Source organism: Photorhabdus sp. CRCIA-P01, assembly GCF_003545805.1.
Classification (GTDB): Bacteria; Pseudomonadota; Gammaproteobacteria; order Enterobacterales; family Enterobacteriaceae; genus Photorhabdus; species Photorhabdus antumapuensis.
Map to the genome: position 1 here is coordinate 40428 of NZ_NMQR01000003.1, position 23850 is coordinate 64277.

The 23850-nt window shown below is 40.4% G+C and carries 22 protein-coding genes and 1 pseudogene; 12 read left to right on the top strand and 11 right to left on the bottom strand.

The features are described from left to right. Positions 1 to 98 precede the first annotated feature (98 nt). The 3 genes from D3222_RS02845 (at position 99) to rnd (ending at position 4279) form a co-directional block, all read left to right on the top strand. Entirely contained in the window at positions 99 to 680 is a 582-nt protein-coding gene (locus D3222_RS02845; protein ID WP_118984766.1) for a Slp family lipoprotein, read from the top strand. Between the two features lie 692 nt (positions 681 to 1372). Beyond that, positions 1373 to 3061: a long-chain-fatty-acid--CoA ligase FadD gene (gene fadD, locus D3222_RS02850; RefSeq protein WP_118984767.1), complete on the top strand. Its 1689-nt coding sequence runs from the start codon at positions 1373 to 1375 to the stop codon at positions 3059 to 3061. Positions 3062 to 3151: 90 nt separating this feature from the next. Continuing rightward, positions 3152 to 4279 carry a ribonuclease D gene (gene rnd / locus D3222_RS02855; protein WP_118984768.1) on the top strand — a complete coding sequence of 376 codons (1128 nt, stop codon included), beginning with the start codon at positions 3152 to 3154 and terminating at the stop codon, positions 4277 to 4279. A 140-nt stretch (positions 4280 to 4419) separates the two neighbouring features. On the opposite strand, the gene minE is transcribed toward rnd, so the two are convergent. Genes minE through minC form a run of 3 tightly spaced genes read right to left on the bottom strand, consistent with a single transcriptional unit; the run spans position 4420 to position 6212 of the window. Further along, the gene (minE, locus tag D3222_RS02860; protein WP_118984769.1) at positions 4420 to 4689 is read right to left on the bottom strand and encodes a cell division topological specificity factor MinE; all 270 of its coding nucleotides are present in this window, start codon (positions 4687 to 4689) and stop codon (positions 4420 to 4422) included. Positions 4690 to 4692: 3 nt separating this feature from the next. Beyond that, entirely contained in the window at positions 4693 to 5505 is an 813-nt protein-coding gene (minD, locus tag D3222_RS02865; protein WP_118984770.1) for a septum site-determining protein MinD, read from the bottom strand. A gap of 23 nt (positions 5506 to 5528) precedes the next feature. Continuing rightward, entirely contained in the window at positions 5529 to 6212 is a 684-nt protein-coding gene (gene minC / locus D3222_RS02870) for a septum site-determining protein MinC (RefSeq protein WP_011146392.1), read from the bottom strand. A 144-nt stretch (positions 6213 to 6356) separates the two neighbouring features. Here minC and D3222_RS02875 point away from each other — a divergent pair, with 144 nt between their 5' ends. The 4 genes from D3222_RS02875 to D3222_RS02890 all read left to right on the top strand — a co-directional run bounded on the left by D3222_RS02875 (position 6357) and on the right by D3222_RS02890 (position 8678). Then, on the top strand, positions 6357 to 6629 hold the full coding sequence (locus D3222_RS02875; RefSeq protein ID WP_118984771.1) for a YcgL domain-containing protein: 273 nt from the start codon (positions 6357 to 6359) through the stop codon (positions 6627 to 6629). 106 nt (positions 6630 to 6735) lie between these two features. Then, positions 6736 to 7392: a fumarylacetoacetate hydrolase family protein gene (locus tag D3222_RS02880; protein WP_118984772.1), complete on the top strand. Its 657-nt coding sequence runs from the start codon at positions 6736 to 6738 to the stop codon at positions 7390 to 7392. 24 nt (positions 7393 to 7416) lie between these two features. Further along, on the top strand, positions 7417 to 7848 hold the full coding sequence (locus D3222_RS02885; protein WP_118984773.1) for a YcgN family cysteine cluster protein: 432 nt from the start codon (positions 7417 to 7419) through the stop codon (positions 7846 to 7848). Positions 7849 to 8036: 188 nt separating this feature from the next. Then, positions 8037 to 8678: a hypothetical protein gene (locus tag D3222_RS02890; RefSeq protein WP_118984774.1), complete on the top strand. Its 642-nt coding sequence runs from the start codon at positions 8037 to 8039 to the stop codon at positions 8676 to 8678. Positions 8679 to 8746: 68 nt separating this feature from the next. On the opposite strand, the gene D3222_RS02895 is transcribed toward D3222_RS02890, so the two are convergent. From D3222_RS02895 to D3222_RS02905, 3 genes are all read right to left on the bottom strand, one after another. Continuing rightward, positions 8747 to 9367 (bottom strand): hypothetical protein, encoded by a 621-nt coding sequence (locus D3222_RS02895; RefSeq protein ID WP_118984775.1) that lies wholly within the window; start codon positions 9365 to 9367, stop codon positions 8747 to 8749. 323 nt (positions 9368 to 9690) lie between these two features. Beyond that, positions 9691 to 10104, bottom strand: a complete 414-nt coding sequence (hslJ, locus tag D3222_RS02900) for a heat shock protein HslJ (RefSeq protein WP_118984776.1) — start codon at positions 10102 to 10104, stop codon at positions 9691 to 9693. Positions 10105 to 10125: 21 nt separating this feature from the next. Next, positions 10126 to 11130 (bottom strand): 2-hydroxyacid dehydrogenase, encoded by a 1005-nt coding sequence (locus D3222_RS02905; protein ID WP_118984777.1) that lies wholly within the window; start codon positions 11128 to 11130, stop codon positions 10126 to 10128. A 367-nt stretch (positions 11131 to 11497) separates the two neighbouring features. Between D3222_RS02905 and D3222_RS02910 the strand changes: the two genes are divergently transcribed. From D3222_RS02910 to D3222_RS02920, 3 genes are read left to right on the top strand one after another with little or no spacing between them, the layout of a single operon-like run. Continuing rightward, complete coding sequence (locus tag D3222_RS02910) at positions 11498 to 14125, top strand: YdbH family protein (RefSeq protein WP_198672730.1); 2628 nt, start codon at positions 11498 to 11500, stop codon at positions 14123 to 14125. Beyond that, positions 14122 to 14319, top strand: coding sequence for a YnbE family lipoprotein (locus tag D3222_RS02915; protein WP_118984778.1), 198 nt, complete (start codon positions 14122 to 14124; stop codon positions 14317 to 14319). The genes D3222_RS02910 and D3222_RS02915 overlap by 4 nt, the downstream gene beginning before the upstream one ends. A gap of 12 nt (positions 14320 to 14331) precedes the next feature. Next, on the top strand, positions 14332 to 14658 hold the full coding sequence (locus D3222_RS02920) for a YdbL family protein (protein WP_118984779.1): 327 nt from the start codon (positions 14332 to 14334) through the stop codon (positions 14656 to 14658). A gap of 78 nt (positions 14659 to 14736) precedes the next feature. Here the strand turns inward: D3222_RS02920 and D3222_RS02925 are convergent, their stop codons facing one another. Then, a complete protein-coding gene (locus D3222_RS02925; RefSeq protein WP_118984780.1) occupies positions 14737 to 15339 on the bottom strand; it encodes an FMN-dependent NADH-azoreductase in 603 nt (200 codons plus the stop codon). Positions 15340 to 15604: 265 nt separating this feature from the next. Between D3222_RS02925 and hrpA the strand changes: the two are divergent. Then, positions 15605 to 19366, top strand: a pseudogene (gene hrpA, locus D3222_RS02930) (ATP-dependent RNA helicase HrpA); the annotation flags it as partial. Positions 19367 to 19493: 127 nt separating this feature from the next. Here hrpA and D3222_RS24940 read toward each other — a convergent pair. The 3 genes from D3222_RS24940 to D3222_RS02940 form a co-directional block, all read right to left on the bottom strand. Next, positions 19494 to 19631, bottom strand: a complete 138-nt coding sequence (locus D3222_RS24940) for a hypothetical protein (protein WP_157975277.1) — start codon at positions 19629 to 19631, stop codon at positions 19494 to 19496. Between the two features lie 330 nt (positions 19632 to 19961). After that, a complete protein-coding gene (locus tag D3222_RS24945; RefSeq protein ID WP_157975278.1) occupies positions 19962 to 20240 on the bottom strand; it encodes a hypothetical protein in 279 nt (92 codons plus the stop codon). A 562-nt stretch (positions 20241 to 20802) separates the two neighbouring features. Next, positions 20803 to 22089 (bottom strand): hypothetical protein, encoded by a 1287-nt coding sequence (locus tag D3222_RS02940; RefSeq protein WP_118984783.1) that lies wholly within the window; start codon positions 22087 to 22089, stop codon positions 20803 to 20805. 341 nt (positions 22090 to 22430) lie between these two features. On the opposite strand from D3222_RS02940, the gene D3222_RS02945 reads away from it, so the two are divergent. Further along, entirely contained in the window at positions 22431 to 22607 is a 177-nt protein-coding gene (locus tag D3222_RS02945; RefSeq protein ID WP_118984784.1) for a CcdB family protein, read from the top strand. Positions 22608 to 22854: 247 nt separating this feature from the next. Here the strand turns inward: D3222_RS02945 and D3222_RS02950 are convergent, their stop codons facing one another. Next, positions 22855 to 23847, bottom strand: coding sequence for a fimbrial protein (locus D3222_RS02950; RefSeq protein ID WP_118984785.1), 993 nt, complete (start codon positions 23845 to 23847; stop codon positions 22855 to 22857). Positions 23848 to 23850 lie beyond the last annotated feature (3 nt).

The following is a 23850-nucleotide window of genomic DNA, read 5'->3' on the forward strand; positions in this document are numbered from 1 at the left end:
AACTTGTAGTAAAAGAAAGTATCAAATAGACATAATTATTTTAAACATATGGTTATTTCAAACATCGTTGTTGGGACAATTTTCAGGAGAAGGTGGTTATGTTAAGAGTAATAAACTACCGGACGGGTATTAAGGCGCTAATCTTGTTAGGTGCTGTAATGCTTACAGGCTGTGTCACCGTTCCTGATTCAGTAAAAGGAACGTCACCAATACCTGTTCAGGATCTACTTTCTATTAAGAGTACACCTGCATTGTTTATCGGCCAGGAAGGACGATTTGGCGGTAAAGTACTTAGTGTGGTGAATGAAAATCACCGTACCCGTTTGGAAATATCGTCATTGCCGTTGGCATCGGATGCCAGTCCGCAATTAGATGAACCTTCCCTTGGCCGTATCTATGTTTATGTTAATAGTTTCCTTGAGCCTGACGATTTTAAAGGAAATTACGTCACTGTTGTTGGTCCGATAGTGGGGTTAAAAAAGGGTAAAATTGGTCGCGCGGATTACGATTATGTTGTGATTGATGTAATGGGCTATCAACGTTGGAAGGTTGTTCAACGGGTATTGATGCCTTATGGCACAGGGCCTTGGAATTATTATGGCTATCCATATTATTCAGGTTGGGGATGGAATGGGAATTATCCCGACCCCGCACTTGTTGAAACTATTTTGACCAGGTAGAGTTATTTCAATCAGGGGTTGTTGATGAATATCTTGTGACACCGTAACCTAATTTCCTACTTGAGCCGCCACAATAGATGTGGCGGTAATTTATCTATTATTTTCTGTCTATCTTTGGATTGATTGTTAATTTCATTGCAATTCTTTCACCTAAACCCGCCGTCATCTCTTCTGCCAGAATTTTCTGTAGTTCATCAGGAGTATTGGTAGGGTTTGATCACCGAGTACTTTTGATAAGAGCTCTTCTGGAAAAAGGGACGCAGCTTGGCGCTCTATATCGCTGATAGTAGTACTATCTTTATAGGTTGCCTTTCTGACTGTGATGTTATTTATAATCATTTTTTATTACCATTAGTTTTTTAATAATGCATTGGAATAGACGAAAGCAATAAATGCTATTTCAAAAATGCTATCTTAAGCAAAAAATAAGTAGGTCAATGTATAATCAATAGCTACTAAGTTAAATATTAACTATGGCAATAATATACTGATAACTAAAAATAATTTACAGACAACACAATTCTCTTTGTTTTTATGTATCAGGATTAACATGAAATTAGTGATGTGTATCTCAACCTGAACAATGTTTCTTTTTTAAACTGGTATGCTGAGTTAATAATTTGTTAAATCAAAGCGTGCGTTATTTATTAGGCGAGTGATAACATAGCAATTAAAATTTCAGGAGTACTACCTTGGAGAAAGTCTGGCTAAAACATTATCCGGCGGATGTTCCTGCGGAAATTGACCCGGATCGTTATGCATCATTGGTTGAGATGTTTGAAAATGCCGTAGCGCACTATGCAGATCAACCTGCATTTATCAATATGGGTGAGATTATGACCTTCCGTAAGTTGGAAGAGCGTAGTCGGGCATTCGCGGCATATTTGCAAAATGGTTTGGGATTAAGTAAAGGAGATCGCGTTGCGCTGATGATGCCAAACCTACTGCAATATCCCGTTGCACTGTTTGGTGTTCTACGTGCAGGTATGATTGTCGTAAATGTAAACCCGTTGTATACGCCGCGTGAGCTTGAACATCAGCTTAATGACAGCGGCACTTCCGCTATTGTGATCGTCTCCAATTTTGCCCATACATTGGAAAAGATCGTTTTTAATACTAAAGTTAAGCATGTTATTTTGACGCGCATGGGGGACCAACTATCTCGTCCTAAAGGTACGTTGGTTGATTTTGCGGTGAAATATATCAAACGGCTGGTACCGAAGTATAATCTGCCTGATGCCATTTCATTCCGTTGCGCGATACAGAAAGGTTATCGCATGCAATATGTAAAACCAGAGATTAACGGCAATGATTTGGCCTTTCTGCAATATACTGGCGGCACTACCGGTGTAGCGAAGGGGGCTATGCTGACTCACCGTAATATATTGGCAAATCTTGAACAGGCAAAAGCGGTTTATTCTCCATTATTACGTGTAGGCCAAGAGCTGATTGTTACGGCGTTGCCTCTCTATCACATATTTGCGTTAATGGTGAATTGCTTGTTACTTATTTACCTGGGTGGGTGCAATCTTCTGATCACTAACCCGCGTGATATTACGGGTACAGCTAAAGAATTAGGTCGTTATCCGTTCACTTCTGTCACCGGGGTAAATACGTTGTTTAACGCCTGGTTGAATAATGAAGAATTTAAGAAGCTTGATTTTTCTACGCTGCGTCTGGTTGTTGGTGGTGGTATGCCGGTACAGAAAGCGGTTGCTGAGAAATGGGCAAAAGTGACAGGTACTAATCTGCTTGAAGGTTATGGTCTGACGGAATGTTCACCTTTGGTTTCCTGTAATCCTTATAATTCGAAACATTACACTGGCAGTATTGGTTTCCCTGTCTCTTCAACGGAAATAAAACTGATGGGTGATGATGGTAATGAGGTAGAGATGGGCCAGCAGGGAGAATTGTGGATACGTGGCCCACAGGTGATGGTGGGTTATTGGAATCGCCCTGATGCAACAGAAGAAGTGTTGAAAGATGGTTGGGTCGCGACGGGTGATATTGCGAATGTTAATGAACAAGGTTTCATTCATATCGTAGATCGTAAAAAAGATATGATTTTGGTTTCTGGTTTCAATGTGTATCCTAATGAAGTTGAAGATGTTGTATCAGCTCACCCTAAAGTGCTAGAGTCAGCAGCAATAGGGGTATCAAGCGAAAGTTCCGGTGAAACTGTCAAAGTATTTGTGGTTCGGATAGATCCTAGTTTGACCGAGGATGAACTTAAAACCCATTGCCGTCGTTATCTAACAGGGTATAAAGTACCAAAGATCATTGAGTTCCGGGATGAATTACCTAAGTCTAATGTAGGTAAAATTCTTCGTAGGGAACTGCGTGATGAAGAGGAAAAGGTCAGGAATGTCGCTATAGCCTGAGATCCTCTTCATAATATTGATAAGCACGACAACGCCGGTATCAGCCGGCGTTGTCGTGCTTATTCCATGAATGGCTAAGAGAACTATGTTTTGAATTATCAGTTGATCACCACAGATGCTCAGTTGCAACAAGTTTGCGAAGGGGCAAAAAAATACTCAAAAGTAGCATTGGATACTGAATTTGTACGCACACGGACGTATTACCCACAATTAGGTTTGATACAACTGTATGATGGCGAACAACTTTCTCTGATTGATCCACTTAATATCACTAACTGGCAACCTTTCCGCGAGTTAATTACTCATCCTCAAATATTGAAGCTGTTACATGCTGGCAGTGAAGATTTGGAAGTTTTTCTGAATACTTTTCAATGTTTGCCGGAACCGATGATTGATACTCAGGTCCTGGCGGCTTTTATTGGGCACCCGCTTTCATGTGGCTTTGCCGCGCTGGTGGTTGAATATATTCATGTCGAGCTGGATAAAAGCGAATCCCGCACTGATTGGCTTGCCCGCCCGTTAAGTGAAAAACAGTGCGAGTATGCCGCAGCGGATGTTTATTATCTGTTGCCTTTGGCGGATATATTGATGACTGCAACAGCGCAGGCTGGATATATGGAGGCTGCGACGGGTGAGTGTCGGCTGATAAGCCGACGCCGTAAAGAGATATTGGAACCGGAATGTGCTTATAAACAGATAGGCAATATCTGTCAATTACGTCCCCAACAGCTTGCGTGTTTGAAAAAACTGGCGGCATGGCGTTTGAATCAGGCCAGAGAACGCGATTTAGCCGTGAACTTCGTCATTCGTGAAGAAAACCTGTGGCAGGTAGCGCGTTATATGCCAACTTCTTTGGCGGAGTTGGATGCGTTAGGGTTAAGCGGGCAGGAGATTCGTTGTCATGGTCGTCGTCTATTGGCAATGGTTGCTGAAAGTGGAAATATTCCAGAAAGCGAATGCCCGCCGCCAATGACGAACCTGATTGATCAACTTGGTTATCGCAAAGCATTTAAGGATATTAAGGCGCTGATCCATCAGGTAAGTGAACAGCACAGATTTAATTCTGAATTATTGGCATCTCGTCGTCAGATTAATCAATTACTTAGCGTTCACTGGAACTTGAAACAATTAAATGACAAACCTGAACTGCTTAGTGGGTGGCGGGGAGAGTTGCTGGCTGAGCCAGTCGCGGAGATTCTGGCGAACTATCCTGATTAATCCATATCAGAACCTTAGCCTGATGCCAGGCTAAAGTGCGAGAAAGGGGTTCCCGTTAGGGTTACCCCATCTCAGACTGCCATGTAATTAGTTTGGTTACTTTGATGGCGGTAATGATAAAACAGCCCTGTCTGTCTGCGTTATTTTTGAGTTTCTTCTGCCTCAGGCAATGTTATATTAAGCTCCAGCACGGAAATATCATCACCTTTCTGTTCAAATTGTACAGAGAGCATATCAGGATCTACCTGTATATATTTACAGATTACCGCCAAGATATCCCGTTTCATATCAGGCAGATAAGCAGGTTCAGAATCACCACGGCGACGCTCTGCCACGATGATTTGCAGCCGCTCTTTAGCGATATTTGCTGTCGGTTTTTTTCTCGACAGAAAGAAATCTAGCAAGGCCATGTTTTACCCCCCAAACAGGCGTTTTAAGAAGCCTTTTTTCTCTTCTTCAATGAAGCGGAAAGGACGCTCTTCCCCTAATAAACGTTCAACAGTATCTGCATACGCTTTTCCTGCATCGGATTCTGTATCCAGAATGACCGGTTCCCCTTGGTTAGATGAACGCAGTACAGATTGATCTTCTGGAATAACACCGATTAAAGGAATGCATAAAATTTCCAGAACGTCTTCCATACTTAGCATATCACCACGACTCACACGGCCTGGGTTATAGCGGGTTAATAGCAGATGTTCTTTAATGGGATCTTCACCCCGTTCAGCTCGACGAGATTTAGAAGCCAGAATACCCAGAATACGGTCTGAATCACGTACAGAAGAGACCTCAGGATTCGTTGTGATGATCGCTTCGTCAGCAAAATAGAGTGCTACCAATGCACCACTTTCAATTCCTGCCGGGGAGTCACAGATAATAAAATCGAAACCTTGTTTATCCAGATCAACTAAAACCTGCTCAACGCCTTCAGGAGTGAGAGCGTCTTTATCGCGGGTTTGCGATGCAGGCAAGATATAAAGATTCTCGGTACGTTTATCTTTAATTAATGCCTGATTAAGCGAGACGTCACCTTGGATAACGTTCACGAAGTCATAAACTACGCGGCGTTCACATCCCATAATCAGATCGAGGTTACGCAGGCCGATGTCAAAATCGATAACGACGGTCTTTTTACCTCTTTGAGCAAGGCCGGTAGCAATGGCCGCGCTTGAAGTGGTTTTGCCAACGCCACCTTTACCTGATGTAACAACAATAATGCGTGCCATGAAGTGATTCCTTATTAAAAGGGCTAGATTAAAGGTTCAATAGTTAATTCATTATTTACCAGGCTAAGTTTTGCGGCTTTTCCTGCTAATTCAGTTGGGATTTTATCGCCGAGCCAATATTGCCCCGCGATAGAGATAAGTTCGGCATTTAAATGGGTGCAAAAAACCAGGCACTCCTGATCACCGGATGCACCGGCTAATGCCCGACCACGCATCATACCGTAGATGTGAATATTGCCGTCTGCAATCAATTCGGCACCGGCGCTTACATTACTGGTAACAATAAGATCACTGCCTTGGGCATAAATCCTTTGACCTGAGCGAACAGGTAAATTAATTACGCGGGTTTTTTTAATCGCGGGTTCAGCCGGTTTATCTTCCTTTGCCGAGGTTTTTTGTTTTTTTCCTTCACTTAGTAGTGGTAAGGATGCTTTTATTACCGCCCTGCGTTGTTGCTCATCACGACAACCACTCATTCCGACAATACGGAATCCTGCTGAATCAATAGCGTGATGCAGCGCTTTCAGATCAGCGTCTGCCGGCAGAGCGGAGATATTAATGACAACAGGCGCATTTTTCAGAAAATCCGGTGCTTGTTCCACTTTTTCCTGTAGGGCCTGTAGAATGATTTCTGGTTGGTCATTATGTAAATGAACAACCGAAAGCGTAAAATTACTGCCTTTTAGCTCAATTGGCGACTGTGACATCTATCCTGCCTGACTCAGATTCAGCAAATTTGAGATCCCCCCAGAACACCCCCTGGGATACGATATTTAGAAAAACAATAAACATGTTATAATTACTAAATTATTCAAGCAAGTTGTGACCTGAATTTAAAAGAGTTTATTATAATGATTTGTGCGATCTACAGAAGCCCGAAAAGGGAGCAAACATATCTTTATGTTGAAAAAAGAGATAATTTCTCTCGTGTTCCCGAAGAGTTACTGCAAAGTTTTGGACAGCCCCAATATACAATGATGATTTCTCTGGCAGACAGAAAAAAACTGGCAGGTGCCGATATAGAAAAGGTAAAAATATCGTTAATTGAACAGGGTTTCTACCTGCAAATCCCACCTCCGGTTGAAAACTTAATGAATGCACATCTGAACCAGATGGAAAAATAACAAGACCTTATTTTGCGATCAGTCTTGGCGTGGTGGCTGATAAGATGGAGCAATAAGTGCTATAATCATGGGTATGTTGCCTGATAAACCAGAGTGAGAAACGAATATGTATCAACACAGAGACTGGCAGGGGGCATTACTGGATCTTCCTGTCAATAAAGTGGTTTGCGTTGGTAGTAATTACGTTAAACATATTAAAGAGATGGGGTCTCAGCCAGCGGAAGAACCCGTTGTTTTTATTAAGCCGGAAACTGCACTGTGTGATATACATCAGCCAATTGCAATTCCAAAGGATTTTGGTGTCGTTCATCATGAAGTTGAACTGGCTGTACTGATTGGTATGCCGTTGAAACAAACAAATAAAGAGCGAGTTGGCGCCGCTATCGCGGGTTTTGCTGTGGCATTGGATCTCACCTTGCGTGATTTGCAATCTAAATTCAAGAAAGCGGGTCAACCGTGGGAAAAAAGTAAGGCGTTTGATGGCTCTTGCCCGATATCTGGGTTTATTCGAATAAGTCATTTTGGTGATCCGCAGAATGTCCAGTTTTCACTGACGGTCAATGATGAGCTACGGCAGAACGGTAATAGTAACGATATGTTGACACCCATCGTTCCTCTGATCAGCCATATGTCGCACTTTTTCACTTTGCGGCCGGGAGATGTGATTCTCACTGGTACACCGGAAGGTGTTGGAGCACTAAAATCCGGTGATGTGTTAAAGGTTACTCTGAATGATAATTCACTCACTACCAGGGTGATTTGAATAATATAAGGAATAGTAGAAGTTATGTCTCAGCCTTTCTGGCAGGTAAAAACCTTAGATCAGATGACGGATGAAGAATGGGAGTCATTATGTGATGGTTGTGGGCAGTGTTGCTTACATAAATTGATGGATGATGATACCGATGAAATTTATTTTACTAATGTTGCTTGCAATCAACTCAATATAAAAACGTGCCAATGCAAAAATTACGAAGATCGTTTCAGATATGAACCGGATTGCATCAAATTAACCCGTCATAATTTGCCGACTTTTGCATGGTTACCAATAACTTGTGCATATCGTTTGCTTGAAGAAGGGAAGCCATTATTACCGTGGCACCCTCTGATTAAAGGTTCGAAATCAGCAATGCATAGCGAAAGAATTTCTGTTAGGCATATCGCTGTACGGGAAATTGATATTGTAGAATGGGAAGATCATATTATTAATAAACCTTGATAATGATTTAACTAACTATAATTTAATAAATTATTTTCTGTGTTTCCCAAGTTGGGGGCTTGCTCCAGAGCTAAGTTAACCAGAGGGTATATCCACCAAAATGAACTAAAGGTTGATTGTATATAATTGCATCTATACTATTACCATTAGGTAATTGAACCTGTGGTCTATTATAGGAGGCATAAAGTATGCCAATACATGTGGGAAACATAGAAAAGATTACCAATGATTTCATCCAATTGAGTGAGTTAGAGTTCAATCGTGTTCTGTATGATGCTCTTGGTTCCTCTGGTGCTAATATTGTGCATGATGTGGATGAACTCATTTTTCCGCCCGGTTACCGGTTGATTAGGGTTGATAACCGGCTAGATTTGGATGATATAGATGAGCCCTACTTTGAATTAGCGCTACTTAGTGACGAAACAAAAGAAGTCGTTTATTACAACAAAGTTATTATAATAAGTGACTTGGTTCTTAACTGTCGTCTTGCTTCGCAGATACTTGTGTGGCGAACGAGGAAGCCACAACATAAAGCGGCATTAAGTGATTTGGCTGCTAAAATCTTTTTCCACTATCTGATTAAAACCTATGATGTTGTTGCTTCAAATATGAGTCAAATAATAGAAGGAACCTCTTTTTGGCAAGCTAGAATGTATGAGGCGTTACAGTTTGGGCTTCATGTTTACGGTTATGATGTCATGACCTGTGAATTAAGAAATATTTTAGCTGAAGATGATGTTAGTAAAGAGCAGAGTTGGTTGTGGGGTAATATGGAATATTATATGGATAGACTGGCGATTATTTCTAGGATCAAACTGCCTAATAAGTAATTAATTTTGCCAGGTTATATCTGAGGTGAATATAATGGTTCGAACTAACTCGAACCATTATTAGTTAATTACAAAGCGCCGGAAATCCAAACATTAATTCTCTCATAGAAAGATTTAATTGATTCCCATGCTCTGCTTATCCATTCAGAGAGTTGCCTGGCTGCATCAAGTATAAAATTTGAAAGCCTGCCAAACAAACTGGAGAAGAATGCATTAGTTTTTTCCATAAAACTTTGTATTGTTGCTCTGGCGTTAGGAAATTGTAACCCGAATTGAATGGCTTTATCGTAACTTGTATCAATTTGTCTGTTGTTCTCATCTTTGGTTCTTTGACGAGATTTATTCATGTTATCGATCCAGTCTTGGTCTGCGTTATCTGGATCGGCAGCAATCGCTTCCTGATATTTCTGCGTGCTGTCAGTTACACTTGCCTTAGAAACGTTTGTCGTTGAATTAGCACCAGATTTCACAGAATCTTTCAATTCATTAATAATACCATTTATTTCCTTATTTCCGGTAATATCTATACTCTCATATTGTTCCCCAAGCATATTTGCATATGCTTGGAGTTCAGGTGTCGATGGCACAAAGGGTTCAGTTTTAGAATCATTTAATATATGTTTTGCGTGTTGGCGCATTTCGTTCATCAGGTCGATAAATTGAATATCAGTCAGTTCAATATTGGACATAAATTATTTCCTTTTATTTGGTTAATAAACTATTTATTAAATGTAAAAAGTATATAACTCTTTATTTAAGTTTGAAGAAATAAGTTAAAAATAAATTACATTATCTATATCTCTTTATGTCGATTTTGGTTCTCCTATAATGTTTAAAAGTTTAATATCAGCGGTAAATTTATTGCTTAGATATTATATTTGGAAGTGCCGGAGAGTAATTTCCGGCACCTAGAACATAAAACACTTGGACAAACAGAGCTTAATCTTGAGTCCATTCAAGGAATTTCACTCTGCTAAATGTTTAATGCTAACTTTATGAATGATTTTTTTGATTACTGAACTTTATAAACCAATGTATTGTTGGGGTGAGATAGTGTCAGTTTGTGATCTTTCAACTTCACTTTAACGCCATCAGCTAATACTTGACCAATCAGGTAATCCCATTTGTTTAATTTTTCATCAGAGCAAAGCATTTGAGTGCTAGCCAGGTTTTTAACGGTCAGTACACCATTTTTCAGTTTGCCTTGACCCATAAAGAGATTACACATGGAACCAGAAACATGCATTTTTTCCCCGAATTCAATGGTTGGTACGCGACCATCTTGATTTTTTACGCCTTCGCCGTTAACGCTCACCAGAACAAATTTATGATGTTGTAAATCATTAACTGACACGTTTTCTACCGCGGAAGCTTGGAATGTGGCTAACAATAAAGTTGCTGTTGCCAAAGGTAGTATTTTTTTCATGTTTATCTCCTATATATTATTTTAAGGGTACTTACTAACAATATTCGGGCAATTTTTCCCGTTGATTAATTGCTGGATATTTCTCAGCGTAGTTTCACTGATACTGGTTAAGGCTTCTTCTGTCAGGAATGCCTGATGACCGGTAAATAGCACGTTATGGCATGAAGACAAGCGACGAAAAATATCATCCTGAATGACGTCATTAGATTTATCTTCAAAGAAGAGGTCGCGTTCATTCTCGTAAACATCCATACCCAGAGCGCCAATTTTTTGTTGTTTTAATGCGCTAATGGCTGCGACGGAATCAATTAGGGCCCCTCGGCTGGTATTAATGATCATGACGCCGTTTTTCATTTTACTGAAAGCAACTTCATTCAGCAGATGATGGTTTTCTGGTGTTAACGGGCAATGAAGGGATATGACATCAGATTGCGCGTACAGCGTATCCAGATCGACATATTGAGCACCGAGATCCAAAACAGCTTGATTGGGGTAGGGATCATGAGCTAGCAGACGCATACCAAATCCGTTAAGAATACGTAGAGTTGCAATACCAATCTTACCGGTTCCGATAACTCCTGCTGTGCGGTTGTGCATATTGAAACCAATTAAGCCTTCAAGAGAGAAATTGGCGTCACGGGTACGTTGATAAGCCCGGTGGATACGGCGGTTTAAGCACAACATTAACCCGACGGTATGTTCAGCAACAGCTTCAGGGGAATAGGCTGGAACCCGTACAACCTGAATACCCAATTCTTCAGCCACATCCAGATCGACATTATTAAAACCGGCGCAACGTAATGCGAGGATTTTTATATTCATTTCAGCCAATTCTTCAAGTACTTTACGGTCAGCATTATCGTTGACGAAAATACAAACAGCATCTGCGCCAATAGCGTTTTTGGCCGTTTTTGAACTGAGAGGGAAATCGAAAAACTCGAAATCATAACCAAATCCGAGCTTTTTATTGACCTGCTCCAGATGTTTGTAATCATACTGTTTGGTACTGTAAACGACTAATTTCATGGAATTATCTCCGCTATAATTTAAGTAGCTAATAAATTGTTTTGAGCTTAAATTATTGCTGACGTAAAGGGTTAAATAAACCGATAAATTAATTAACTCTATAAGTGTATTGCTTGTTGCTTCCCTATATGTTCAACATAATTTTCTTAATAATCAATGTCTTAGTTTAAGGCGTGTCTGCTAAATTATGGAATAACAATATACCCTATGGATTTCAAGATGGATCGCGACGGCAAGGGAGCGAATCCCCGGGAGCATAGGTAACTATGTGACCGGGGTGAGCGAGCGCAGCCAACAAAGAGGCAACTTGAAAGATAACGGGTATAGAAGTAACCGATCTAAGGCTTAAGTAAGGAGAGGCAAGGATTTGATAACCAAAGGGTTAAAAATATTCATTACCATACTAATGTTATTGGTATTGCTGATAACGGCGGGATGGTTTTCGATTCCTCATTGGTTACCTAAGGCCATCGGTCACTGGTTACCTCCAGGTATGACGGTTTCATTGAAACAACCAGAATGGAAAAATGGGGCTTTGCAACTGGCTGATATTTCATTGCAGGTGAAGGGTTGCAGGCTTATTCGTGTATCGCGATTATCTGTTAGTTATCCATATTCAGTGATAGATAACAGTTATCATTGGCAATTAAATGCCGCAGATATTAGCGGGGATATCAATTGTCTAAATCAGTTGCCTAAATCTACGCAGAGCCTTGTTCCATTATCTGTTGCTGATATTTTGGCCTTTATTCCACAAGGAAGTTTGTCCGTGGAAAATCTTTCTTTTCATCCCTGGCGAGATTTTGCTGGAAAACTAAAATTCAATTCTTCTCCTCAGGGGCAAAAACTAAGTTATCAGGGAAAAAATGTTAAATTGTCAGCGCATATTTATGGTAAGGAATCGCTAGTTATTGACCAACTGGCAATTAAATTACCAGAACAGGAAATTAGCCTTAATGGTGAAATGACTTTACCACTTAATGTGGACAAACTACCTCCTCACGGTGAAGTAAAAGGTAAAATTATTGCCAGGCAATATGCGCACCCGCTAAATATCAAGTTAGGTTGGCGAGATAAATCCGGCAAACTTATTATCAGAGAAGAGGGGGCGACAATACCTTTGGCTGAATTACCTTGGCAGTTTAGCCGAGAACAGCTTGATATCACTGATGGTAAATGGCAGTGGACTGGTGCGGAGCAACCTTTTGCAGGTGGAGTGAATATTAAGATTGCTCATTGGCAACAAGGGTTGGATAACCTGTTAATTAGTGGCCGTATAAATTTGGTCACACAGGGTGAACGTGGTAAAGGGAATATTGTGTTAACGATAAAGCCGGGTCGGATAGGCTCATTAAATACACAGCTTCCTTTTCAATTAACAGGTCAGATTAATGTGCAGGATATGATTATGGCTATGTCATTGTCTGCGATAATTAATGGTCCGTTGGTTAATCCGAAAATGACTTTCCAGTCAGGTTCGTTGTTTCGGGCTTGGGGGCGTTTGTCTGATGAGTTTATTGTTAAAGATGCCCGCTCACCGTTAGCGGGAACTTATCTGACACGTGAAGGTTTTACTGGTCGGTTACAGGCGATTGTTAATGCGCAACACCGTGACTGGGGAAAATTCCATTTGCATCTAGATGGTCATGCCGAGGATTTTATGCTGGATAAAGGCTATTGGCGTTGGAATTATTGGGGAGATGGCTATTTGCCGCCACTACAGGCTAAATGGGATATCGTCGGAAAAGGGCGTTGGCGTGACACATTGATTAGCGTCAACGAAATGACGACCGGCTTTAATATTATTAAACACGGCATGATCCGGGTGGATACGCCGCGTCTACAATTAACAAAACCATTGGAATGGCAACGTTCAGAGAAATCGCCCGCCTTTAATGGTGAGTTACGGCTGACAGCGAAGAAAACATCGTTTCGGTCCGGTGGCTTTTTACCCCCCGCTGAGCTGACCGCAAAATTGACAGGAGAAAGCCCAAGCAACTTTATTGTTAATGGTGATCTTTCATCAAGAAATATTGGTCCGATCCCTTTTTACAGCCGTTGGGATGGAGCAAGATTGCGTGGTGAAGCGCGTTGGCCTACTCAATCCTTACTCGCATTTCAGCCGTTGGTACCTAAAGATTTAGGGATAAACTTACGATCAGGTGATCTTTATGCACAGGCTGCTTTTTCTGTCACACAAGGGCAAGGTTTTGTTGCGGGTGGTCACTGGGTGGTAAAAAATGGCAGCATGTGGCTTAAAGATGGTGAAATCAGTGGACTTGATTTTGTCTTACCGTGGCGGCTGAGAGATAGTATCTGGCAATTTGGTGTTAAATCGCCGGTTCAGCTACGAGTGAAAACGATTAATAACCTGTTTGAAATGCGTAACTTGACGGCGGATTTACAGGGATTTTATCCACCATCGGAACAAAAATCGCTGGAACTGACTAACGTGAATGTAGGTATATTGGATGGACATATTAACCTAGATAAATTAAGGCTTCCTCAGCAGCATCCTGCTATTTTGATGCTTGATAAATTGGAGTTAAGTCGCCTTTTTACTGCGTTGAAAATTAAACAATTTGCGATGTCCGGCAAAATCAGCGGAAAATTGCCGTTGTTTATTAATAATGAACGTTGGATAGTTCAGCAAGGTCGGATTACCAATATCGACCATATGACCTTACGTCTGGATAAAGACACGGTAGATTCCATTAACAAAGATAATATTTCCGCCAGCGCCGCTATGGATTGGCTACGCTATTTAGAAATCAGCCGCTTACGGGCGCAAGTCAATCTTGATAATTTAGGCGTTCTGACACTTGATGCTGAAATTCAAGGTGTTAATTCATTAAGAGATAAAAAACGGCAAGTCAAGCTGAATTACCATCATGAAGAGAATATCTTTCACTTATGGCGTAGCTTACGGTTTGGCAACAATCTTGAAGATTGGTTACAGCAGAATATATCTGTATTAAATGGGAGTGATAAATGACAAAACAAACCAGAACGAAGCTGTTCTTACTATCAATGGGGCCCTTAATGCTGTCAGGTTGTATACGCCTTGAAGTGGCAACACCTGAGAAGCCTATTAATATTAATATGAATGTCAAAATTGAGCATGAAATTCAGATAAAAGTAGACAGGCAAGTTGAAGAGATGCTCAAGAATAACACGGGCTTATTCTAGGGGGTTAGCATTATGAAGAGAACAGGTACGGGAATATTATTATTGGTGAGTGTATTGTTCAGCTCTTTTGTTGGAGGAATGACCCTGAATGAGGCAAAGCAGAAAGGGTTGGTCGGTGAAACTTTCAGTGGTTATCTGGCTATAGTGAAAACAGATAGGCAGGCACAGGTTTTGGTGACAGAGATTAATCAGGCCCGTGAGAAAAAATACGCAGAAATTGCGGCTGGCAATAATATTTCTACAAAGCAAGTGGCTAAACTTACTGGCGAAAAACTGGTGAACAGAGCTGAACTTGGTGAGTATGTGCTTGGTATTAATGGTAAGTGGTTGCAGAAATAAAAGCGCGTCGGATGACGCGCAAAAGACAGCAATATAAAAATATAGGTAATGTATGAATTATGAACAAAAACGTGGCTATCAGGAAGCTATTGCTTCCAAAACTTCACGGGCGGTTTGTTGCGCTTGATTTGCGGCATCAGGGCCTAACCCTACACCTTCGGCAAATACAAACTCTACATCAGTGAGCCCAATGAAACTCAGGAATAGACGCAGATAAGGCACCAACAGATCACTAGGTCCGTCTTTATGGATGCCACCCCGGCTGGTCAGGATGATTATCCGTTTGTCTTTTAGCAGACCTTCAGGGCCATTCTCGGTATAACGGAAGGTGACGCCAGCACGGGCTATCAGGTCAAAATAGTTTTTCAGTTGGGTTGGAATGTGGAAGTTATACATAGGGGCAGTGATAACAATAACGTCATTATTCTGCAACTCCGCGATGAGTTCGTCAGATAATGCTAACGCCTCTTTTTGACGAGCGGTCATTTCATTGCCACTCGGACGCAATGCATGAACCAGTTCATTATCCAGAACAGGAATGGGTTGTGCAGTCAGGTCGCGTACTGTAATGCTGTCATCAGTATGATTGGCTTGCCACTTTTCAATGAAGAAATCTGCCATTTGGTTAGTATGTGAATGCTGCGCCATAATGCTGGATTTAAGAACCAGAACTTTACTCATGTTTATTCCTTAAATTAACCTTTGATAGTTCACTTGTTAATCACGATATAGTTATTCTATGAGTTATTGCCTTATGGTAACAGAGCAATATTTAGAGAATAGAATTCAAATTTATTGAAAGACTTTTACTCACGTTGATATAGCGTGGCGGAAATATCCGCTGAAATTATTGCCAATAAATAGGATGTGTTACTATATCGCCAATAAAAACGGGCTAATTAGCAAAGTAAGAAGTTACAAGGATCAATATAAGGTGAAAGAGTCTCAGAAAATCATTAACCGTCAGGCTGCTTGTCCAACGATCAAATATCCAGAAAACTTGCCCGTCAGCCAGAAGAAAGATGATATCTATAAAGCTATTCGTGACCATCAAGTTGTCATTATTGCTGGTGAAACCGGTTCGGGTAAAACAACACAGATCCCGAAAATTTGTCTTGAACTAGGCCGGGGAATAAAAGGTCTTATCGGTCATACTCAACCCCGTCGATTGGCTGCTCGCGCGGTTGCCAATCGTCTGGCGGAAGAATTGGAAACTTCAGTGGGTTCTGCTGTCGGTTATAAAGTCCGGTTCAGTGATCATGTGGGCGATAACACGTTGGTTAAGCTGATGACCGATGGTATTTTGCTGGCGGAACTGCAAAATGACAGACTGCTTAAACAGTATGACACGCTTATTATCGATGAGGCACATGAGCGTAGTCTGAATATTGATTTTATTCTGGGTTATTTGCGTCAGTTACTGCCAAAACGTCCTGATTTGAAAGTGATTATTACCTCGGCGACTATTGATCCTGAGCGTTTTTCCCGCCATTTTAATCATGCGCCAATTATTGAAGTTTCTGGCCGAACCTATCCGGTGGAAGTGCGGTATCGTCCGGTCATGGGGGAAGATAATGACGGAGAGCGGGATCAGCTTGAGGCAATTATTGATGCTGTGGATGAACTCAACCGGGAAGGGCCTGGAGATATCCTGATCTTTATGAGTGGAGAGAGGGAGATTCGTGATACAGCCGATGCGCTGAATAAACTGAATCTGCGTCATACCGAAGTATTGCCATTATTTGCGCGTCTTTCTAACAGTGATCAGAATCGGATTTTCCAGTCACATACGGGGCGGAGAATTGTGCTGGCAACTAACGTGGCAGAAACCTCGTTGACTGTACCGGGAATTAAGTATGTGATTGATACTGGGTATGCACGTATCAGCCGTTACAGTTATCGGACGAAAGTACAGAGGTTGCCGATTGAGCCAATATCACAAGCGTCGGCTAATCAGCGGAAAGGGCGTTGCGGACGTGTGTCTGACGGGATCTGTATCCGGCTGTATTCAGAAGACGATTTCCTTTCTCGGCCAGAGTTTACTGATCCAGAAATCCTACGTACTAACCTGGCATCGGTCATTCTACAAATGACAGCAATTGGTCTTGGGGATGTCAGCGCATTTCCATTTGTGCAACCGCCTGATAAACGTAATATTCAGGATGGTGTTCGGCTTCTGGAGGAGCTTGGGGCTATTGACCAAGGCACTATTGATCAGAGCACAACTGATCAGAGCACAGCGGCTAAGGGTAATTACCGTCTTACATTAATAGGGCGACAGCTTGCTCAGCTCCCAGTTGATCCCCGGTTGGCACGTATGGTATTGGAAGCTCGTCATCATGGTTGTGTGCGTGAAGTGATGGTTATCACTTCTGCGCTATCTATTCAGGACCCAAGAGAGAGGCCACTGGAGAAACAGCAGGCTTCTGATGAGAAACACCGTCGATTTGCCGATAAAGACTCCGATTTTATTGCATTTCTGAAATTATGGGATTTTTTGAAAGAGCAGCAAGAGGCACTCTCTTCGTCGCAATTTCGCAAGCTTTGCCGTCAAGATTATCTTAACTACCTGAGAGTCAGGGAATGGCAGGATATATACACCCAGTTAAGACAGGTTGTAAAAGAAATTGGTCTGTCGATAAATAGTCAGGATGCAGATTACCGCGGTATTCATACTTCATTGCTTTCTGGGCTGTTATCCCATGTCGGCCAAAAAGATACAGATAGACAGGAATATACCGGTGCGCGTAATGCGCGTTTTGCTATTTTTCCTGGTTCTGGTTTATTCAAAAAGCCACCTAAATGGTCAATGGCAGCGGAATTGGTTGAAACCAGTCGTTTGTGGGGGCGTATTGCTGCGCGGATAGAACCTGAATGGGTTGAACCGTTAGCTACACATTTAGTGAAGTATCATTATAGCGAGCCGCACTGGCAAAAATCTCAGGGTGCGGTAATGGCTAGGGAAAAAGTCACTTTATATGGTTTGCCCATTGTGGCTAGTCGTCTGGTTAATTACAGCAAAATTGATCCAATGCTCTGTCGTGAGTTGTTTATTCGTCATGCGCTGGTGGAAGGTGATTGGCAGACGCGGCATGCATTTTTCCGAGCGAATCTGAAATTACGCGAGGAAATTGAAGAGTTAGAACATAAATCCCGTCGTCGTGACATTCTGGTGGATGATGAAACCCTGTTTAGTTTCTATGATCAATGGATACCTCAGAATGTGGTTTCTGCTCGCCATTTTGATCGTTGGTGGATGAAGACAGGTAAAGAGCAACCGGACTTGCTTAACTTTGAAAAGAATATGTTGATCAAAGGTGATGCCGATAAAATCAGTGCGCTGGATTACCCTAATTACTGGTATCAGGATGCATTGAAATTACGGCTTAGTTACCAGTTTGAGCCGGGCACGCAAGCTGATGGTGTGACAGTTCATATTCCGCTGCCGGTGTTGAATCAGGTTAAGGATGAAGGGTTCGATTGGCAGATTCCCGGTATTCGCTATGATCTGGTTGTTGCGCTGATTAAATCATTGCCAAAGCCGGTTCGTCGTAATTTTGTCCCTGCACCAAACTATGCTCAGGCATTTATGGAGCGGGTACCTCAACCACAATCGACCTTGCTAGATAGCTTTGAGAAAGAGTTACGGCGGATGACTGGCGTTACGGTGTCACGTGATGATTGGCAGTTAGAGCAAGTCCCAGAGCATCTCAAAATGACATTCCGAGTGGTAGGTGAGAAGAACCGGACTGTCGCTGAGGGTAAAGATTTATCTGCGCTGAAATTACGTTTGAAAGAGAAAGTTCAGGAGACACTCTCTGCTGTTGCCGATGATGGGATTGAACAGAGTGGGCTGCATATTTGGAGTTTCGGGGAATTACCGGAACGGTATGAGCAGAAACGTGGCGGTTACTCTGTCAAAGCATTTCCCGCGCTGGTGGATGAAAAGGAGAGTATCGGTATCAAATTGTTTGAAACCGAACCGGAGCAACAAATTGCCATGTGGGAAGGTACTCGTCGTCTGTTGTTGCTCAATATTCCTTCACCAATTAAATACTTACATGAGAAATTGCCGAATAAATCCAAATTGGGGCTCTATTTTAACCCTTATGGCAAGGTATTGGATTTGATTGATGATTGTATCTCCTGTGGTGTGGATAAATTGATGGCAGGGAATGGTGGGCCGGCTTGGAATGAACAGGGTTTTATTCAGCTACAGGACAAGGTTCGGGCTGAGTTGAATGATACTGTTGTGGAAATAGCTAGGCAGGTGGAACAGATACTTACCACGATTTTTGCGATCAATAAACGTCTCAAGGGGAGAGTGGATATTTCATTCGCCTTGCCATTATCGGATATCAAAGTGCAGCTTTCTGGTCTGGTTTTCAAAGGATTTGTTACCACTAATGGTTGGAAACGTTTGCCGGATGTCCTGCGTTATCTGCAAGGCATTGAGCGCCGCCTTGAAAAATTGGCGATTGAGCCGCACAGAGATAGAGCGCAAATGGGGCGAGTCGAAAATGTTCAGCAACAGTGGCAACAATGGCTGGCGAAATTATCACTGCAACAGAAACAGTTGCCTGAGGTACAAGAGATTCGTTGGATGATTGAAGAACTGCGGATCAGCTTGTTTGCTCAGCAATTGGGTACGCCATATCCGGTCTCTGATAAGAGAATTTTACAAACGATGGAGCAGATTGCTTTTTGATTAAAGAGGAAGACCATATTCTAAACTGCGTCTCAAGTTTTACATTTGTGGTGTGGTTTTTTTATGGATTGGTAAAGCCACCTATTCTAAAGGTGGCTTTCTACTGAGACTGAAACGAATGAACTGGTTAGCAGGTACTTTCCGTATGTTTGGTTTTGTTAGCTTCAACGAAAGCATTAACCATCGCGGTTTTATTTTTGCGGTTACGCTCGTAGTCAGCCTGAGTTGCCTTCTTCTTGGTTGCTGTAGCACGTTTTAACAACATAATCGCCTCCTCCTAAATCTTCATACTCTAATATTAATCTTGACTGTACCTTTTGTAAAAGTCTTTCATAGGTTCTTTTGTGAGAATCACTGTAGCCACTAAAGTACAAGTAATGAACTTTAGATTCTTCAATATAATCCAGAATGTATGATATTAAGACATTAAAGAAGTAGTTATTTTCATTTCTATTGTAATGAACAGTTTTATCTATTTTATCAAATGGAGTCCTGCCATTTAATTCGTCTATACCCGTTATCTTTCAAGCTGCTGCTTTGTTGGCTGCTTTCACTCACCCCAGTCACATAGTTATCTATGCTCCTGGGGATTCGCTCACTTGCCGCCGCGCTGCAACTCGAAATCTATTAGGTATATAGGGATTGATTCATAAGCTTGATCGAAGAAGATGATAGACACAGCGAATAAAATGTTTGGATTAACATCGTATATTTCAGCAATTTTTTCGGCTCCGACAATATCGTCAGTTAATGGAAAGAATATCAACCGAAAGGTTTGCGGTTTTTTACTGTTAAAAGTGAATTCAATGTCATAACTGCTAACCTTACCGATTCCACCAATGGTTTTATTCTTGAGACTATGATACTTGATCATTCTTTAACACTGTCGCTGTTTTGATAATGGTTTATTATACCAATATTACATTGTCGATATTCTTTCTAATTGTCTAATATGCGAGCGGGTTCCAAATTTTATGTAATTGCGTCATTCAGCTAATTGGGTTTCCACGTTCGGTCACAAATTTATCTGTGACGTATTTGACTTGCCTGAATCTAAACAACGCGTCAATAAAATTTATTGAAAATAATTGTTAATTGTGTCACAAAACGCCATTTTTACTACTAATGATTCATTTCATTCTCATTTATAATGATATTATGGATTTTTTTTAAACAGGGTGTGCAAAATGCCATTCATGGCCATGCTTTTTATGTCAATTATAACGTTTTTCTTCTTAACTATATTAGTTAACTATTTTTTCATATTAGAACGAAATGTAAAAAAAACTATATGGGTATCGTTATTAATGACTATTATTTTCATATTCAGCCTCTTTGCCCCAACAATTCTTTATCAAAATATTTTCTAGTTGACAAATATGTTTCATATGGTCGCGCATTTAATGCGCGACCAATGGCTATTTTATCAACTGTTTTTATTGACCAAGCATGGGCTTAATTTTATTTTCATAAACATCTTTGTTTACATCGAAATTAACTGATTCTGACCATTCTCCAGTGATAACATATGGAGTTCCATTAGGATTCCACTCTTTACCAGTTAAATCTTTCATGTCGTATGGATCGGTAAATTTATCATACAGTTCATAGTTTATTACACCAGACACTCTATATTTATCATCCACATTTTCTGCCTTGACATTTGTCAATTTTCCACGAATAGTTGCGCCTCCAATAGCCCACAATGGGTCAAGGAATGGTACTTTTGATTCCTCAACGAAATCATAATTATTTTCAAAATCAATTCTTTCACCTCTTTGAATTTGTGAAATAAAACGAGATTGAATGCTGCCTTCTGCTCTCTTAAATGCACCTGGTTTCTGCATCAATGCGCGGACTTTATCATGCACACCGATTTCATAGAGTGTGAGTGCTTGGCCGAATTCTCCTGTATAGTGAAAATACATGCCAAATCCACTCATGTTACTATCTCCAGACAATGAGCTTCCAACAATTGTCTTAGTGTATTTTATTGCTAAATTTATTTGATTTAATACACTAATGAGTGAATATTTAGCATTATATAATTCCATTGCTGGTATTACAATGTGTTTATTCCACAAATTGGAAAAGCCTTTAATAGAATCAATATATTGTGCAGATATCTGAGCTGCGTATTGAAAAACTTCCTCTTCTCCCCTGTCAATAAATTTTAGGAAATTCTCTACTACATATCTCCGGGACAATTGCTTTATATTTTCAGTTCTAACAGTTTCTTGTTTTTGAATATATTCTTGTAATTTAGATTGTTGTTCACGTAGGGAGTTAAAGTACAGAATACTATTTTTCATTTCTTGAGCTCTGACGCTGAACTCATCTTCTATATTTGAGCTTTTTAGTATACCTAATATCTTTGCGAACACAAAAGCATCCGATGCAGATGATGAACTATTATCTTCTGCATCATCTAATTCTTTCGCGACAGCTCTTAATTTTTCATTCAGAGTCTTAAGTTGCCCACCATGATTAATTTTATTCGGAACTTCAATAGATGGAACAAAAACATCGGGTGGATTCCAATGATGATTTGGAGGTTGGATTGGGTTATTTGGAAAATATATCCCTGTCTCATGAGTAATACTCCAACCTTTTGGATCCGTACTCGTTGACCAGCCGTTACCATGATGAACAACAGTTCCCGGTCCAAAAACCATCCTATCAGGAATATAACCAGGATTAATAACTGTACCAAAATTAGACATAAAAACCTCTATTATAAATTTTAAAAGTATTTTTGTTAAAGAATGCGATTATTGAATGAAAATAAGTAACCGTCTTCTTATTCATTATTTTATATGTTTTCTAATGACATCTTAAATAATTAATAATATAAGGTTATTATTACAAAACTATAAATAAGAATTGATTTGATTATTGTTTTTCTATAATTAACTATAGGTATTATTTTATTGTTAATACTTGATCAAATTATGATTTAGGTATGAAGAATGGAATAATATATGGAATTTATGCTCAGGGTAATGTTGTGAGTGTTTTTTAATGATAGATAAATCAGTTGATTCTAAATAACGGAAATGATCTTATGCTCTCACGTATTACGCCGGTAGTCGATATCAATGGTGATAAATATTACGTATTTATTCCGGATATTACATTCCTTGACGCCAATAAAATAAAGAAAAAAGATTTTATATGTAATGTTGTAATTTCACGGGGAGAAATTCTATCAGCAATTGATGCTATTATTACTAACGCATAACATGTTAATTAGTGGGAGTAATCTACTGAGTTTTTTTTTCAAATATTTTTCAGATAAAAATAATAAAATAACAGCGCATCAGCCAAGAGATAAACTCTCTATACCTAATAGATTTCGAGTTGCATCGCGACGGCAAGGGAGCGAATCCCCGGGAGCATAGAGAACTATGTGACCGGGGTGAGTGAGTGCAGCCAACAAAGAGGCAGCTTGAAAGATAACGGGTATATAACTGATGCAGATAAACGTATTACTGATAAGTTAATGTCATTGTGGCGGTTACATTTGCTTGTCCGGGAGTAATATGGCGATCAGTCTGAAAATAGCGGGCGTGTAAAGGGATAGATAACTTCCCACCTGAATGGCTATTACCAATATTTATTTGTGAATGAATAATAACAGGTTGATTGTTGTAAAGAATTTGCATACCCACACCGGAAGCAGTTGTATGATTATCATTTTGATCAAGCGCCCATACATGATATAAGTTATTTTTTGCTTTCTTTCCATCAAGCATTAGTTGAATTTGGACATCATCATCACAATCTAAAATAACCTCAAAATCTTTTCCTCCTGCGGTACTGTTAATACCAGAAAAATCACTTTTTTTAATATCGCCCATAGGGACAGTAATATTATTATTTCTCAGTGAGCAGCTTTTGGTAATAATCCGGGTATTTCCTAAGCGGTAAGTGTGCACGATATGGTTATTTACCCGTGCCTGAATTAACTGCTCATTTTTGACAAAACCAGAACCTGTTGTTGGCGCTATTTTTATTAGCTGAATTGTCAGATAACCCCATGTTTTACCACAATACCAACGACCAGAATTATCGCAGCTTACAGGGTTATTAGCGATACGGGGTAACCAGTCGATACCATAGTCGGGTCCCCATGTATTTATTCTGATACCAACACCGGGAACACCGGATTCATAAATAGCATCCTTGTTATAATCTGCACTTTTATAGGATGTATATCCCCATGACGTATTAACGTTTGTATCGCAATAAAAGATATTGCTTTTATTGTCTAATTCATCTGCGCGATATTCATAAATGGTTGTACCAATAGGGTGATCCCTTGGGACATATAAGGTTCCAAAAGAGAGATGAGTGATTTCTGGTTTAAATCCTTCCTCAAACTGGCAGTTAGCGGCAAAACTATAAGGACTGACTATTAAACCAATGAATAAGTTGGTAATAATGATAAAATATTTAAATTTATTGTAAATATTAAACATAGC

What these genes read in the sequence shown, in the direction of transcription:
- D3222_RS24940 (WP_157975277.1), bottom strand. Translation starts at nt 19,631, where the DNA reads ATGTTGTTAAAACGTGCTACAGCAACCAAGAAGAAGGCAACTCAGGCT.
- minC (WP_011146392.1), bottom strand. Translation starts at nt 6,212, where the DNA reads ATGTCACAGTCGCCAATTGAGCTAAAAGGCAGTAATTTTACGCTTTCG.
- D3222_RS02875 (WP_118984771.1), top strand. Translation starts at nt 6,357, where the DNA reads ATGATTTGTGCGATCTACAGAAGCCCGAAAAGGGAGCAAACATATCTT.
- D3222_RS02905 (WP_118984777.1), bottom strand. Translation starts at nt 11,130, where the DNA reads ATGAAATTAGTCGTTTACAGTACCAAACAGTATGATTACAAACATCTG.
- minD (WP_118984770.1), bottom strand. Translation starts at nt 5,505, where the DNA reads ATGGCACGCATTATTGTTGTTACATCAGGTAAAGGTGGCGTTGGCAAA.
- D3222_RS02925 (WP_118984780.1), bottom strand. Translation starts at nt 15,339, where the DNA reads ATGAGTAAAGTTCTGGTTCTTAAATCCAGCATTATGGCGCAGCATTCA.
- D3222_RS24945 (WP_157975278.1), bottom strand. Translation starts at nt 20,240, where the DNA reads ATGATCAAGTATCATAGTCTCAAGAATAAAACCATTGGTGGAATCGGT.
- D3222_RS02950 (WP_118984785.1), bottom strand. Translation starts at nt 23,847, where the DNA reads ATGTTTAATATTTACAATAAATTTAAATATTTTATCATTATTACCAAC.
- D3222_RS02915 (WP_118984778.1), top strand. Translation starts at nt 14,122, where the DNA reads ATGACAAAACAAACCAGAACGAAGCTGTTCTTACTATCAATGGGGCCC.
- hslJ (WP_118984776.1), bottom strand. Translation starts at nt 10,104, where the DNA reads ATGAAAAAAATACTACCTTTGGCAACAGCAACTTTATTGTTAGCCACA.
- D3222_RS02940 (WP_118984783.1), bottom strand. Translation starts at nt 22,089, where the DNA reads ATGTCTAATTTTGGTACAGTTATTAATCCTGGTTATATTCCTGATAGG.
- D3222_RS02945 (WP_118984784.1), top strand. Translation starts at nt 22,431, where the DNA reads ATGCTCTCACGTATTACGCCGGTAGTCGATATCAATGGTGATAAATAT.
- D3222_RS02920 (WP_118984779.1), top strand. Translation starts at nt 14,332, where the DNA reads ATGAAGAGAACAGGTACGGGAATATTATTATTGGTGAGTGTATTGTTC.
- D3222_RS02880 (WP_118984772.1), top strand. Translation starts at nt 6,736, where the DNA reads ATGTATCAACACAGAGACTGGCAGGGGGCATTACTGGATCTTCCTGTC.
- minE (WP_118984769.1), bottom strand. Translation starts at nt 4,689, where the DNA reads ATGGCCTTGCTAGATTTCTTTCTGTCGAGAAAAAAACCGACAGCAAAT.
- D3222_RS02895 (WP_118984775.1), bottom strand. Translation starts at nt 9,367, where the DNA reads ATGTCCAATATTGAACTGACTGATATTCAATTTATCGACCTGATGAAC.
- D3222_RS02885 (WP_118984773.1), top strand. Translation starts at nt 7,417, where the DNA reads ATGTCTCAGCCTTTCTGGCAGGTAAAAACCTTAGATCAGATGACGGAT.
- D3222_RS02845 (WP_118984766.1), top strand. Translation starts at nt 99, where the DNA reads ATGTTAAGAGTAATAAACTACCGGACGGGTATTAAGGCGCTAATCTTG.
- D3222_RS02890 (WP_118984774.1), top strand. Translation starts at nt 8,037, where the DNA reads ATGCCAATACATGTGGGAAACATAGAAAAGATTACCAATGATTTCATC.